Here is a 13933-nt window from a genome sequence, read left to right on the forward strand (position 1 = left end):
CGGCCCCCGGGGGGCCTCACGGGCAGCGCGGAGCCGCGGCGGCCTCCGACCGCCGGACCGGATGCGAGCACCCGCCGTCAGCGACGGGCGGAGACGCCCGTGAGCGCCGTGACGACCGGGTCGAGGGCCTGGTTGAGCACCCCTCCCGACGGCCCCCTCGCACCACTCGGCCCCCGGGGGGCCTCACGGGCAGCGCGGAGCCGCGGCGGCCTCCGACCGCCGGACCGGATGCGAGCACCCGCCGTCAGCGACGGGCGGAGACACCCGTGAGCGCCGTGACGACCGGGTCGAGGGCCTGGTTGATCTCGTCGCCGATGGAGCGGAAGAAGGTGATGGGGGCGCCGTAGGGGTCGCTGACCTCGTCGGCGTCGAGGGAGGGGGCGAGGAGCCACCCGCGTAGAGCGGCGGCGGCGCGGACCAGTGAGCGCGCGCGCTCGACCATGCCCTCGTCGCGGGGGTCGGGGAGCGTCGCCGGGTCGATGGCGCGGACCAGGCGGGTGAACTCCTTCAGCGTGAAGGTGCGCAGACCGGCCGAGTGGCCCATGGAGATGACCTGGGCGCGGTGGTCGCGGGTCGCCGTGAGGACCAGGTCGGCGCGGATGACGTGCTCGTCGAGGAGCTCGCGGCCCACGAAGCCGCTGTAGTCGGCGCCGAAGTCGGCGAGGACCAGTTCGGCGTTGGTCTCCATGGGGGCGCCCTCGTGGCCCCAGGTGCCCGCGCTCTCCACGATGAGGCCGCCGCCGAGCGGGTCGCCGAGGCGGTCGCACAGGGCATGGCGGGTCAGCCGCTCGGTGATCGGCGAGCGGCAGACGTTGCCGGTGCTGACGTGGAGGATGCGGAAGGTGCTGCTGTCGTCGAACCCCGCTATGCCACGCCCCTCAGGGGCGGTCAACTGGCCACCTCGAGGTCGGGTACGACCTTCCGGAGCTCCTCCGGGGACAGCGCGCCCTCGCGCAGCAGCACCGGGACGCTGCCCGTGACGTCGACGATGGACGAGGGGACGATGCCGGGCGTGGGGCCGCCGTCGAGGTACACGGAGACGGAGTCGCCGAGCATCTGCTGGGCCGCGTCGCAGTCCTCCGGCGACGGGTGGCCGGTGAGGTTCGCCGAGGAGACGGCCATCGGGCCGACCTCGGTGAGCAGCTCGATGGCGACCGGGTGCAGCGGCATCCGGATGGCGACGGTCCCCCGGGTGTCGCCGAGGTCCCACTGGAGGGACGGCTGGTGCCGGGCGACCAGGGTGAGCGCGCCCGGCCAGAAGGCGTCGACGAGTTCCCACGCCTGCTCGGAGAAGTCGGTGACCAGGCCGTGGAGGGTGTTCGGGGAGCCGATGAGCACGGGCGTGGGCATGTTCCGGCCGCGGCCCTTGGCGGCCAGCAGGTCCGCCACGGCCTCGCTGCCGAAGGCGTCCGCCCCGATGCCGTACACGGTGTCGGTGGGCAGCACCACGAGCTCGCCCCGGCGGACGGCGGAAGCGGCTTCGCGCAGACCGGTCGCGCGGTCGGTCGCCTCGTTGCAGTCGTATCGCCGTGCCATCAGTTCCCGGCCTCCTCGTACGCGTGGTGCTTGGTCATGGCATCGCCTTGCGGGCGGTCGCGAAACGCGGCCGGTTGTTGAGGTCGGGGTGGTCGGCGGCGTCGGCCCACCCGGCCTCCTCGTTGAAGATCCACGGCACCTGGCCGCCCTGGGTGTCCGCGTGCTCGATGACGACGAGCCCGCCGGGGCGGAGCAGACGGTGGGCGGTGCGCTCGATCCCGCGGATGGTGTCGAGGCCGTCCTCACCGGAGAAGAGGGCCATCTCCGGGTCGTGGTCACGGGCCTCGGGCGCCACGTACTCCCACTCGGTGAGCGGGATGTACGGCGGGTTGGAGATGACCAGGTCGACCTGGCCGTCCAGCTCGGGGAGGGCGCTGAGCGCGTCGCCCTGGTGGACGGTGACGCGGGAGCCCTCGGCGTTCCTGCGGGTCCACACGAGGGCGTCGTCGGAGAGTTCGACGGCGTGCACGCGGGAGCGCGGGACCTCCTGGGCCATGGCGAGGGCGATGGCGCCGGAGCCGGTGCAGAGGTCGACGATGAGGGGCTCGACGACGTCCATGGCGCGCACGGCGTCTATGGCCCAGCCGACGACCGACTCGGTCTCGGGGCGGGGCACGAAGACGCCGGGTCCCACCTGGAGCTCCAGGTAGCGGAAGAACGCCCGGCCGGTGATGTGCTGGAGCGGTTCGCGCGCCTCGCGGCGGGCGATCGTCTCCCAGTAGCGGGCGTCGAAGTCCGCGTCCTTGACGTTGTGCAGCTCCCCCCGCTTGACGCCGTGCACGAACGCGGCGAGCTCCTCGGCGTCGAAACGCGGTGAGGGAACGCCGGCGTCGGCCAGCCGCTGGGTGGCCTGGGCCACCTCGGCAAGCAGCAGGTTCACGCTGGTCCTCCGTGGTGCGGGGGTGGGGCTTACGGAACTTAGGCCGCGGCGAGCTTGGCGGCCGAGTCGGCGTCGACGCACGCCTGGATCATCGCGTCCAGGTCGCCGTCGAGGACCTGGTCGAGGTTGTACGCCTTGAAGCCGACGCGGTGGTCGGAGATCCGGTTCTCCGGGAAGTTGTACGTCCGGATCTTCTCGGAGCGGTCGACCGTGCGGACCTGGCTGCGGCGGGCGTCGGCGGCCTTCGACTCGGCCTCCTCCTGCGCGGCGGCGAGCAGCCGGGAACGCAGGATGCGCATGGCCTGCTCCTTGTTCTGGAGCTGGCTCTTCTCGTTCTGGCAGGAGGCGACGATGCCGGTCGGCAGGTGGGTGATGCGGACCGCGGAGTCGGTGGTGTTGACCGACTGGCCGCCGGGGCCGGAGGAGCGGTAGACGTCGATGCGCAGGTCGTTGGCGTGGACCTCGACCTCGACCTCCTCGGCCTCGGGCGTGACGAGCACGCCGGCGGCGGAGGTGTGGATGCGGCCGGCGGACTCGGTCGCGGGGACGCGCTGCACGCGGTGCACACCGCCCTCGTACTTGAGCCGCGCCCAGACGCCCTGGCCGGGCTCGGTGGCGCCGTTGCCGCCCTTGGTCTTCACCGCGACCTGGACGTCCTTGTAGCCGCCGAGCTCGGACTCGGTGGCGTCGATGATCTCGGTCTTCCAGCCGACGCGCTCGGCGTAGCGGAGGTACATGCGGAGCAGGTCGCCGGCGAAGAGCGCGGACTCGTCGCCACCGGCGCCGGCCTTGATCTCCAGGATGACGTCCTTGTCGTCGCTGGGGTCGCGCGGGACGAGGAGCAGTCGGAGCTTCTCGGTGAGCTCCTCGCGGTCCTTCTCCAGCTGCTTGACCTCGGCGGCGAAGTCCGGGTCGTCGTGCGCGAACTCGCGGGCGGTCTCGATGTCGTCGCCGGTCTGCTTCCACGACCGGTAGGTGGCGACGATCGGGGTCAGCTCGGCGTAGCGCTTGTTCAGCTTGCGCGCGTTCGCCTGGTCGGCGTGGACCGAGGGGTCCGCGAGCTTCGTCTCCAGGTCGGCGTGCTCGCCGACCAGTTCCTCGACCGCCTCGAACATCGGGGGCTCCTGGTTTTCGTCAGTTCTAAGGGACGGCAAAGCGCCGGTCCCGGCCGCCCGCGCGGGGCGACCGTGGACCGGCGCAGGGGCTCGCTACTTGGCGGAGCCGGCGGCCTTGCCGAAGCGGGCCTCGAAGCGGGCGACGCGGCCGCCGGTGTCGAGGATCTTCTGCTTGCCCGTGTAGAACGGGTGGCACTCGGAGCAGACCTCGGCACGGATGGTGCCCTCGGTCAGGGTGCTGCGGGTGGTGAACGACGCGCCACAGGTGCAGCTGACCTGGGTCTCGACGTACTCGGGGTGGATCTCGCGCTTCAAGGTGTCTCCTAGTTTCGGGAGGGCTCCGGGTCGCCGCCGCGGGTTGCGGCATGCGTGAACCGGGGCCGACGTACCAGTCTGCCAGGACCGGCCGCATCTCCCAAAACGGGGGTCGGGCCGTGGGTATTCCCCGGCTACCTCACGACCCCGTCGGCCTGTCCGGTGGCGCCGTCCCTCGTCGCGGAGGCGGGAATCGGCCGGTCGGCCTTGAGGGCCTTCCAGACCTGGCCGGACTCGGCCTCCAGCGGGACGACGCGGTTGGGGTCCCGGGGGTCGTACTCGACCGGCAGGGTGATCATGTGGACGTTCTGGGCGCCGATGCCGGAGAGGCCCTTGGCGAATCCCATGAGCTCCTGGACGGAGTCGAGCTCGGAGTCGGGGGTGACGGCCTTGGTGGCGGCGTCGGCGAGGTCGAGGAGCTTCTTCGGGTTGGTGAGGACGCCGACGTCCTTGACCTGGTCGATGAAGGCCTTCATGAACGCCTGCTGGAGCTGGATGCGGCCGAGGTCGCTGCCGTCGCCGACGCTCTTGCGGGTGCGGACGAGGCCGAGGGACTGCTCGCCGTCCAGCGTGTGGGTGCCGGGGGCGAGGTCGAGGTGGCTCTTGGAGTCCTTGATGGCCCGCGTGGTGGTGATCTCGACGCCGCCGAGGGTGTCGATGAGCTTCTTGAAGCCGGAGAAGTCGACCTCGATGTAGTGGTCCATGCGGATGCCGGACATCGACTCGACGGTCTTGACGGCGCAGGCGGGGCCGCCGACCTCGTACGCCGTGTTGAACATGGCGCGCCGCTCGCCGGCGACGGTACCGCCCTCGCCGTCGGTGCAGGCGGGCCGGTTGACGAGGGTGTCGCGCGGCAGGGAGACCACGCTCGCCTTCTTGTGGCCCTCGTAGACGTGGACGACCATCGCGGTGTCGGAGCGGGCGCCGCCCTCGTCCTTGCCGTAGGCGGAGTTGTCGCCGGAGCGGGAGTCGGAGCCGAGGACGAGGATGTCCAGGGAACCGTCGTCGACGTCCACCGGGCGCTCGGCGCCGAGCTGGGCGTTGATGTCGACGCCCTTGATGTTGCCGTCCAGCTTCACGTACACGTAGCCGAGGCCGGCGCCGCCCAGCACGAGGACGGCGACGGCCCCGGATATGAGGATCGGCGCCTTGCGGCGCTTGGCGGACGGCTTGCGGCGCCGGCCACTGCCGGCACCGCGTGCGCGGCCGCTGTCGTTCTGCTCGGTCATCGTCATCCCTCGGGCCCTCGGTTCACCTTCTGTGACGGCGAAGCACCCGAAAGGGTTGCATGTGTCCCTGTGGGGTTTTGACGGGCCACGCACCGCGCCCACCGTGCGGGGCACGGTGGGCGCGGTGGTTTACGCAGGTCACGACAGGATTACGGGCGCGGGGCCCGGCTCACGTCGTGTGACGCAGCTCTCGCGTCAGTCGTTGTTGTTCGCTCCGGGGGTGGTCTTCTGGATCTGGAGCAGGAACTCCCCGTTCGACTTCGTCTGCTTCATCTTGTCGAGAAGCAGCTCGATCGCCTGCTGCTGGTCGAGCGCGTGCAGCACGCGACGCAGCTTCCAGGTGACGGCGAGCTCGTCGCTGCCGAGGAGGATCTCCTCCTTGCGGGTGCCCGAGGCGTCGACGTCGACGGCCGGGAAGATCCGCTTGTCGGCGAGCTTCCGGTCGAGCTTGAGCTCCATGTTGCCGGTGCCCTTGAACTCCTCGAAGATCACCTCGTCCATCCGCGAGCCGGTGTCGACCAGTGCGGTGGCCAGGATGGTCAGCGAGCCGCCGTCCTCGATGTTGCGCGCGGCACCGAAGAAGCGCTTCGGCGGGTAGAGCGCGGTCGAGTCGACACCACCGGACAGGATGCGGCCGGAGGCGGGCGCCGCGAGGTTGTACGCGCGGCCCAGACGGGTGATGGAGTCGAGCAGGACGACCACGTCGTGACCCAGCTCCACGAGGCGCTTGGCGCGCTCGATGGCCAGCTCGGCGACGGTGGTGTGGTCCTCGGCCGGACGGTCGAAGGTCGAGGAGATGACCTCGCCCTTGACCGACCGCTGCATGTCGGTGACCTCTTCCGGACGCTCGTCGACCAGGACGACCATCAGGTGGCACTCGGGGTTGTTGTGCGTGATCGCGTTCGCGATCGCCTGCATGATCATGGTCTTGCCGGTCTTCGGCGGGGCCACGATCAGACCGCGCTGGCCCTTGCCGATCGGCGACACGAGGTCGATGATCCGCGTGGTCAGCACGCCCGGGTCGGTCTCCAGGCGGAGCCGGTCCTGCGGGTAGAGCGGGGTCAGCTTGTTGAACTCCGGGCGGCCGCGGCCGGAGTCGGCGGCCATGCCGTTCGCGGAGTCCAGGCGGACCAGCGCGTTGAACTTCTCGCGGCGCTCGCCCTCCTTCGGCTGACGGACCGCGCCGGTGACGTGGTCGCCCTTGCGCAGACCGTTCTTGCGGACCTGGGCGAGGGAGACGTACACGTCGTTCGGACCGGGCAGGTAGCCCGAGGTCCGGATGAACGCGTAGTTGTCGAGGATGTCGAGGATGCCCGCGACGGGGATCAGGACGTCGTCGTCGGCGACCTGCGGCTCGCCGGCCTGGAAGTCGTCACGGCCGCGACGGCCACGGCGGTCGCGGTAGCGTCCGCGACGGCCCCGGCGACCGCCGGCCTCGTCGTCGTAGTCGTCCTGCGGGCCGGCCTGCTGGCCGCCGCCCTGCTGGCCCTGGCCCTGGACCTGCTGGCCCTGGCCCTGGCCGCCCTGACGCTGGCGCTGGCCGCCCTGGCCGCCGCCCTGCTGCTCGTCGCCCTTGCCGCGGTCGCGCTGACGGTCACGGCGGTCACGGCGCTCGCCGCGCTCGCCCCGCTCGCCGCGGTCACGGCGGCCGCGGCCCTCGGCGGTGTCGACGGCGGCCTCGGCCTGCGCGTCGGCCTTGGCCTCGGTACGGGTCTCGGTCTTCACGGCCTGGGCGGTCTCGGCCTTGGCCTCGCCCTCCGGCGAACCGGCGGGGGCGGTGGCCCGGCGACGACGGCGCTCTCCGGCCGGCTGGTCGTCGGAGGCCGGCTGACCGGGGATGTCGATCTGCTGCTGGGCGACGGCCTTCTCGGCCTTCTCCGCCTTGGGCGCGGCGGCCTCGGCCGCGGCGTCGCCGGTGCGGGCCTTGGAGGTGGCGCGGCGCTTCGGCTTGGTGTCGGCCGGGGCGTCGTCGGCCTTGGCGGGGGCGGCGGCCTGGGCGGCTCCGCCGCCGGCCTGCGCCTCCTTGATGACCTCGATCAGCTGGCTCTTGCGCATCCGCGCGGTGCCCCTGATGCCGAGGCCGGACGCGACCTGCTGCAGCTCGGCCAGGACCATGCCGTCGAGGCCGGTGCCGGAGCGGCGGCGCCGTGCGGTGCCGCCGGTGGCAGCACCTGCGGCGGGCGCGGCGGTGTCGACACTGTTGTCGGCAGTCACGCCCATCAGATCGGTGGTGTCGCTCACGAAGGGTCCTTCCCTGGAGCGGACGTCGGCCATCTGGCTCGGCGACCGGTTGTGCTGTCCGGCAGCGGTCCTGGTTTGTGGACCGTGTCCGGGGCGGTGGTCCCGCCGGGTAACGGCGGAAGAAAGAAGACGTGCTGTGGGTCCGGCCCGAGCGCCCCCTGCTCGGCCCTCTGCGGAAGAGCGAGGGGTGTCGTGCCGGTTCCGGAGCGTGCTCAAAACTGCTCAGGCAGGCTGCTCAGGCAGTTGAGGAGGCTCCCGGAAGAAGTGGTGGTCCCTGATGGGGACACTCCGCACCGCTCCACAAAGAGGTCGGGTGCAGACTTGAGGTTAACACTACCGGCTCCAACAAACATTCCCCCTCTCGCTCACCGGCAATCTCGTGTCCGGCGCACCGCGGGGGTCGCTGCCCGGCGCCCCCCGCCGCCGCCCGCGCCCGTCTAGGGCGCCAGCGGCAGGACGACCGCCCCGGACGCGTCGAGGTCGAGCCGGTTCGCGGCCCAGCCCTCGCCCGCCAGTCGGGCGACCTTGTCGGCCGTCCCGTGTTCGGCCAGCGCGAGCACCGTGGGGCCCGCGCCGGAGATGACCGCGGGGACGCCGTCCGCACGCAGCCGGTTCACCAGGGCGATGCTCTCCGGCATCGCGGGAGCCCGGTACTCCTGGTGCAGCCTGTCCTCGGTCGCCGACAGCAGCAGCTCGGGGCGGCGCGTCAGGGCCTCGACGAGGAGGGCGGCGCGCCCGGCGTTGGCCGCGGCGTCCACGTGCGGGACGGTGCGCGGCAGAAGGCCGCGGGCGGTCTCGGTGAGGACCGGCTTCCCGGGGACGAAAACCACCGGAACGATGGAATCCGAGGGGTCCATCCTGATCGCCCGCGCGGCACCGGACTCGGTCCAGGCGAGCGTGAATCCGCCGAGCAGACAGGCGGCGACGTTGTCGGGGTGGCCCTCGATCTCGGTGGCGAGCTCCAGCAGGGCCGCCTCGTCGAGCCGGGCGTCCCCGCCTATCGTCACGGCGCGGGCGGCGACGATGCCGGCGCAGATGGCGGCGGAGGAGGAGCCGAGGCCGCGGCCGTGCGGGATGCGGTTGGCGCAGACGACCTCCAGGCCGCGCGGCTGCCCGCCGAGCAGGTCGAAGGCCGTGCGCAGGGAGCGTACGAGCAGGTGCGTCTCGTCGCGCGGGAGCGTCTCGGCGCCCTCGCCGGCGATGTCGACGTGCAGGCCGGAGTCGGCGACCCGGACGACGACGTCGTCGTAGAGACCCAGCGACAGGCCGAAGGCGTCGAAGCCCGGGCCGAGGTTGGCGCTGGTGGCGGGGACGCGCACCCGTACGGCGGCGGCGCGGAAGGCTGGACCGGCCATCGCTCGATGACTCTCCTTGATTGCGGCAGCAGACATGTCGAACAGCAGGGCTTCACCCGACGACGACGGCGGGCGAGGTACTCGAGGACCCGGGGGCCGTTTCGGCCACGAGGGCGACAACGGCAACGACACCGCGCATATGCGTCGGGGCGGGTTCGGTACAGCCTATCGAAGGAAGGTTCTGTGGCGACATAGGGCGCACAGGAGGCGCACGATGCGTGTCGCGGGCCAACCTGTGCGCCTATGTACGTTCCTGATCGGGTATCGATCCGTCCCTCCCCGGCGCGGGGAGGGTCGGATCAGGCCAGGCCGAGGCGCTCGGCGGCGGCCGCGGCGTCGACCGGGACGGTGACCGGCTGCGGCGCGCCGGCGACGGCCCAGTCGGGGTCCTTCAGGCCGTTTCCGGTCACGGTGCAGACGATCCGCTGACCCGGGTCGACCTTGCCCTGCTCGGCGGCCTTCAGCAGACCGGCGACCGACGCGGCCGAGGCGGGCTCGACGAACACGCCCTCCTGGGCGGCCAACAGGCGGTAGGCGCGCAGGATCTCACGGTCCGTCACCTCGTCGATGAAGCCGCCCGACTCGTCGCGCGCGGCGATCGCGTAGTCCCACGAGGCCGGGTTGCCGATGCGGATCGCGGTGGCGATCGTCGACGGGTCCTTGACGACCTCGCCGCGCACGAGCGGCGCGGAGCCGGAGGCCTGGAAGCCCCACATGCGCGGCCGGTGCGTCGCGAGACCGTCCTCGGCGTACTCGCGGTACCCCTTCCAGTACGCCGTGATGTTGCCGGCGTTGCCGACGGGCAGCACGTGGATGTCGGGGGCGTCGCCGAGCATGTCGACGATCTCGAACGCGGCGGTCTTCTGGCCCTCGATGCGGACCGGGTTGACCGAATTGACCAGCGCCACCGGGTAGTTCTCGGAGAGGCTGCGGGCCAGCGTCAGGCAGTCGTCGAAGTTGCCGTCGACCTGAAGGATCTTCGCGCCGTGCACGAGGGCCTGGCCCATCTTGCCGAGCGCGATCTTGCCCTGCGGGACGAGGACGGCGGACACCATGCCGGCGCGCACCGCGTAGGCCGCGGCCGAGGCGGAGGTGTTGCCGGTGGAGGCGCAGATGACCGCCTGCGCCCCCTCCTCCTTGGCCCTGGTGATGGCCATGGTCATGCCCCGGTCCTTGAAGGAACCGGTGGGGTTGGCGCCCTCGACCTTGAGGTGCACCTCGCAGCCCGTGCGCTCGGAGAGCACCTGAGCGGGGACGAGCGGCGTACCGCCCTCACGGAGCGTGACGACCGGCGTCGTGTCCGTGACCGGAAGGCGGTCCCGGTACTCCTCGATGATGCCGCGCCACTGGTGGGTGCCCTTGTGGGTCATGGGTCCTTACTCCCCTTCAACACGCATGATGCTGGCGACACCGCGCACGGTGTCGAGCTTGCGCAGCGCCTCGACGGTCCCCGAGAGGGCGGCGTCGGGCGCGCGGTGGGTGACGACGACGAGGGAGGCCTCGCCGTCCTTGCCCTGCTGGCGCACCGTATCGATGGATACGCCGTGCTCGGCGAAGACCGTCGCGACCTGGGCGAGGACGCCCGGCTTGTCGGCCACGTCGAGGCTGATGTGGTACCGCGTGACGACCTCGCCCATGGAGCTCACGGGCAGCTGGGTGTACGCGGACTCGCCGGGGCCGTTGGCACCGTTGAGCTTGTTGCGGCACACGGCGACGAGGTCGCCGAGCACGGCCGAGGCGGTCGGCGAGCCGCCGGCGCCGGGGCCGTAGAACATGAGCCGCCCGGCGGCCTCCGCCTCGACGAAGACCGCGTTGTACGCCTCGCGGACGGAGGCCAGCGGGTGGCTGAGCGGGATCATCGCGGGGTGCACGCGCGCGGTGACGGACCCGCCGTCGGCGGCCCGCTCGCAGATCGCGAGCAGCTTGATGGTGCAGCCCATCTGCTTGGCGGAGGCGAAGTCGGCGGCGGTGACCTCGGTCATGCCCTCGCGGTAGACGTCGTCGAGGCGCACCCGGGTGTGGAACGCGATCCCGGCGAGGATCGCGGCCTTGGCGGCGGCGTCGAAGCCCTCGACGTCGGCGGTCGGGTCGGCCTCGGCGTACCCGAGGGCGGTGGCCTCGTCGAGTGCCTCGGAGTACCCGGCGCCCGACGTGTCCATCTTGTCGAGGATGAAGTTCGTGGTGCCGTTGACGATGCCCATCACCCGGTTGATCTTGTCGCCGGCGAGGGACTCGCGCAGCGGCCGGATCAGCGGGATCGCGCCGGCGACGGCGGCCTCGTAGTAGAGGTCCTGGCCGTTCTTCTGCGCGGCGGCGTAGAGGGTCGCGCCGTCCTGGGCCAGCAGGGCCTTGTTCGCCGAGACCACGGACGCGCCGTGCTCGAAGGCGGTGGTGATGAGGGTGCGGGCCGGCTCGACGCCGCCGATGACCTCGACGATGACGTCGATGTCGCCCCGTTTGACCAGGGCGGTGGCGTCGGTGGTGATCAGTTCCGCGGGGATGCCCTCGCGGACCTTGTCCGGGCGGCGGACCGCCACACCGGCGAGCTCGACCGGGGCACCGATGCGCGCGGCGAGGTCGTCGGCGTGCGTCGTCATGATGCGCGCCACCTCTGAGCCGACCACTCCACAGCCCAGCAGCGCCACCTTCAGCGGACGCGTACGCATCATCCGACCTCGTTTCTCGTACTTCTGCTTCGTATTTCTACGGTGGGAACAGTCTCACTCACCGGACGGGGGTTTCCGCCCCCCGTCCGGATCCTGAGACATCGATTTCATCACTCGACTATTCCACCACGCGACTATTTCGTCAGCCGATGTCGAGACGCAGGAGATCTTCTTCCGTCTCGCGCCGGACGACGACCCGCGCCTCCCCGTCGCGCACCGCCACGACCGGCGGCCGGAGCGCGTGGTTGTAGTTGCTGGCCATCGAGCGGCAGTACGCCCCGGTGGCCGGCACGGCGAGCAGGTCACCGGGCGCCAGGTCGGACGGCAGGAAAGCGTCCCGCACGACGATGTCGCCGCTCTCGCAGTGCTTGCCGACGACGCGGGTCAGCATCGGCTCGGCGTCGCTGGTCCGCGAGACGAGGCTGACGCTGTACTCGGCGTCGTACAGGGCGGTGCGGATGTTGTCCGACATGCCGCCGTCGACGCTCACGTACGTCCGCAGCCCGTCGAGCGGCTTGATCGTGCCGACCCGGTAGAGCGTGAAGGCGGTCGGACCGACGATGGCGCGGCCGGGCTCGACGGAGATCCGGGGCGTCGCCAGACCGGCGGACTCGCACTCCCTCGACACGATCTCGTTCAGCGCCTTGGCGATCTCGTGCGGCTCGCGCGGGTCGTCGTCCGAGGTGTACGCGATGCCCAGGCCGCCGCCGAGGTCGATCTCCGGCAGCTCCAGCCCGTGCTCGTCCCGCACCTCGGCCAGCAGCTGCACCACACGGCGGGCGGACACCTCGAAGCCGGCCATGTCGAAGATCTGCGAACCGATGTGGGAGTGGATCCCGATCAGCTCCAGGCCGTCCAGCTTCAGCGCCCGGCGGACCGCCTCGGCGGCCTGCCCGCCGGCCAGCGCGATGCCGAACTTCTGGTCCTCGTGCGCGGTCGCGATGAACTCGTGCGTGTGCGCCTCGACGCCGACGGTCACCCGGATCTGCACCCGCTGGCGCTTGCCCTGGGACTGCGCGGCGTGCGCGACGCGCACGATCTCCTGGAAGGAGTCGAGGACGATCCGGCCGACGCCGACCTCGACGGCCCGGTGGATCTCCTCCTCGCTCTTGTTGTTCCCGTGGAAGGCGATGCGCTCGGCCGGCATCCCGGCGGCGAGCGCCGTGGTCAGCTCACCCCCCGAACACACGTCGAGGTTCAGCCCCTCCTCCTTCAGCCACCGCACGACGGCCTTGGAGAGGAACGCCTTGCCTGCGTAGAACACGTCGGCGTCCTTGCCGAACGCCTCGGCCCAGGCCCGGCAGCGGGCGCGGAAGTCCGTCTCGTCCAGGAAGTAGGCGGGGGTGCCGAACTCCTCGGCCAGCGCGTCCACGCCGATCCCCCCGACGGTGGCGACCCCCCGCTCGTCCCGCGCGACCGTCCGGGACCACACCTTCGGGTCCAGGACGTTCAGGTCGGCGGGCGGCGCGGAGTAGTGGCCCTCGGGGAGGACGTCGGCGTGACGGGGCCCTGCGGGGTGGGCGGAACGGCTCATGTCTGCTCTTTCAGATCCGATCGGGTGCGCTGATGCCGAGCACGGAGAGGCCACCGGCGAGCACCGTCCCGGCGGCTTCGGCGAGCGCGAGCCGGGAACGGTGGGCGGCCGAGGGTTTCTCGTCGCCGAGCGGCAGAACCGTGTGCTGGAACGCGAGCAACGCGTCGGCGACGGCTTCGAGGTGCCGCGCGACCCGGTCCGGGGCGCGATGGCGCGCTGCGGCCAGCAGGACGACGGGATGGTCGCCGAGCAGACCGAGCAGTTCGACGGCACCGGGACCGGGGGCGGGGGTCCCGGGCGCGGGGCTGGATGCGGGGCTTTCGGAGGAGGCGGCGGGGGCGGCCTGGAGGTCCACGCCGAGCTGACGTCCGTTCGCGAGGAGCCTGCACACGCGGGAGTGCGCGTACCGCACGCGGAAGAGCGCGTTGCGTTCGTGCTGGACGAGCAGCGGCGGCCCGTCGAGGGGCCGGTCCTGGGGCGCGGCACGGAGCAGGGACCAGCGCGCGGCGTCGACCCCGAGGCCGTCGACGTCGTACGCCCCGGGCCGTACGTGCATCCGCTCGTCGCCGCCGAAGGAGGTCTGCGCGCCCTGGGACCGGAGCAGCCGTACGACGGTCTCGGTCACCACCCTGGCGCGCGACTCCGTCACCTCGGCGAAGTCCACGGTCGTCCCGGCGAGCGCGCGGCCGTGCCCGTAGGAGCGACCGGCCTCGCGGATCACCCGGACGAGCTCACCGCCCGCGTCGAGTGCGTCGCGTCGCAGGCTGAAGTTGAGGAAACCCGGCCCGGTGATCTCGACTCCCGCGAGCTCCGGGATGTCCCTGAGCCGCTCCTCGATGATCCCCGCGACGTCGAGCGCGCTGCGCCCCGCCGGCCTCGCCAGGGTCAGCGCGATGTTGCTCGCGTACTCCCCCGCCCCGCCCGGCCTCGCCCGCTCCACCTTCACCCGCGGCGGGACCTCCACCCGCAGCGCACCGTCGTCGACCGCACGGCGCACGGCGTGCAGCACGGTCAGGGAGAGGTCCGCGGGGGTCACGACGCAAGCCTAGGGGAGGAGGGGGG

Annotated in this window: 12 protein-coding genes; all 12 read right to left on the reverse strand. The window is 71.9% G+C overall.

The genetic code is table 11. From position 1 onward, the window contains the following. Positions 1-244 precede the first annotated feature (244 nt). Positions 245-892 (reverse strand): arsenate reductase/protein-tyrosine-phosphatase family protein, encoded by a 648-nt coding sequence (locus ACZ60W_RS31335; protein ID WP_366307651.1) that lies wholly within the window; start codon positions 890-892, stop codon positions 245-247. After that, positions 889-1536, reverse strand: coding sequence for an L-threonylcarbamoyladenylate synthase (locus ACZ60W_RS31340; RefSeq protein ID WP_469758779.1), 648 nt, complete (start codon positions 1534-1536; stop codon positions 889-891). Before ACZ60W_RS31340 ends, ACZ60W_RS31335 begins: the two co-directional genes overlap by 4 nt. A gap of 34 nt (positions 1537-1570) precedes the next feature. Continuing rightward, positions 1571-2416, reverse strand: coding sequence for a peptide chain release factor N(5)-glutamine methyltransferase (gene prmC, locus ACZ60W_RS31345; RefSeq protein WP_469758780.1), 846 nt, complete (start codon positions 2414-2416; stop codon positions 1571-1573). 38 nt (positions 2417-2454) lie between these two features. Beyond that, entirely contained in the window at positions 2455-3531 is a 1077-nt protein-coding gene (gene prfA, locus ACZ60W_RS31350; protein ID WP_469758781.1) for a peptide chain release factor 1, read from the reverse strand. Between the two features lie 93 nt (positions 3532-3624). Continuing rightward, positions 3625-3846, reverse strand: coding sequence for a 50S ribosomal protein L31 (rpmE, locus tag ACZ60W_RS31355; RefSeq protein ID WP_015036196.1), 222 nt, complete (start codon positions 3844-3846; stop codon positions 3625-3627). 134 nt (positions 3847-3980) lie between these two features. Continuing rightward, entirely contained in the window at positions 3981-5075 is a 1095-nt protein-coding gene (locus ACZ60W_RS31360; protein ID WP_469758782.1) for an LCP family protein, read from the reverse strand. Positions 5076-5270: 195 nt separating this feature from the next. Then, positions 5271-7316: a transcription termination factor Rho gene (gene rho, locus ACZ60W_RS31365; protein ID WP_469758783.1), complete on the reverse strand. Its 2046-nt coding sequence runs from the start codon at positions 7314-7316 to the stop codon at positions 5271-5273. A gap of 437 nt (positions 7317-7753) precedes the next feature. Beyond that, positions 7754-8671 carry a homoserine kinase gene (gene thrB, locus ACZ60W_RS31370; RefSeq protein ID WP_469758784.1) on the reverse strand — a complete coding sequence of 306 codons (918 nt, stop codon included), beginning with the start codon at positions 8669-8671 and terminating at the stop codon, positions 7754-7756. Between the two features lie 299 nt (positions 8672-8970). Next, complete coding sequence (gene thrC, locus ACZ60W_RS31375; RefSeq protein ID WP_366307635.1) at positions 8971-10041, reverse strand: threonine synthase; 1071 nt, start codon at positions 10039-10041, stop codon at positions 8971-8973. Between the two features lie 6 nt (positions 10042-10047). Continuing rightward, entirely contained in the window at positions 10048-11340 is a 1293-nt protein-coding gene (locus ACZ60W_RS31380; protein WP_469758785.1) for a homoserine dehydrogenase, read from the reverse strand. A 139-nt stretch (positions 11341-11479) separates the two neighbouring features. Next, entirely contained in the window at positions 11480-12871 is a 1392-nt protein-coding gene (gene lysA / locus ACZ60W_RS31385) for a diaminopimelate decarboxylase (RefSeq protein WP_469758786.1), read from the reverse strand. 10 nt (positions 12872-12881) lie between these two features. After that, positions 12882-13907, reverse strand: coding sequence for an ArgS-related anticodon-binding protein NrtL (gene nrtL, locus ACZ60W_RS31390; protein ID WP_469758787.1), 1026 nt, complete (start codon positions 13905-13907; stop codon positions 12882-12884). Between the last annotated feature and the right edge of the window lie 26 nt (positions 13908-13933).

Source organism: Streptomyces sp. NPDC104202, from assembly GCF_055584185.1.

Coding starts and splice junctions, on each gene's coding strand:
- ACZ60W_RS31340 (WP_469758779.1), bottom strand. CDS start 1,536: ATGGCACGGCGATACGACTGCAACGAGGCGACCGACCGCGCGACCGGT.
- prfA (WP_469758781.1), bottom strand. CDS start 3,531: ATGTTCGAGGCGGTCGAGGAACTGGTCGGCGAGCACGCCGACCTGGAG.
- ACZ60W_RS31360 (WP_469758782.1), bottom strand. CDS start 5,075: ATGACCGAGCAGAACGACAGCGGCCGCGCACGCGGTGCCGGCAGTGGC.
- thrB (WP_469758784.1), bottom strand. CDS start 8,671: ATGGCCGGTCCAGCCTTCCGCGCCGCCGCCGTACGGGTGCGCGTCCCC.
- thrC (WP_366307635.1), bottom strand. CDS start 10,041: ATGACCCACAAGGGCACCCACCAGTGGCGCGGCATCATCGAGGAGTAC.
- ACZ60W_RS31380 (WP_469758785.1), bottom strand. CDS start 11,340: ATGATGCGTACGCGTCCGCTGAAGGTGGCGCTGCTGGGCTGTGGAGTG.
- lysA (WP_469758786.1), bottom strand. CDS start 12,871: ATGAGCCGTTCCGCCCACCCCGCAGGGCCCCGTCACGCCGACGTCCTC.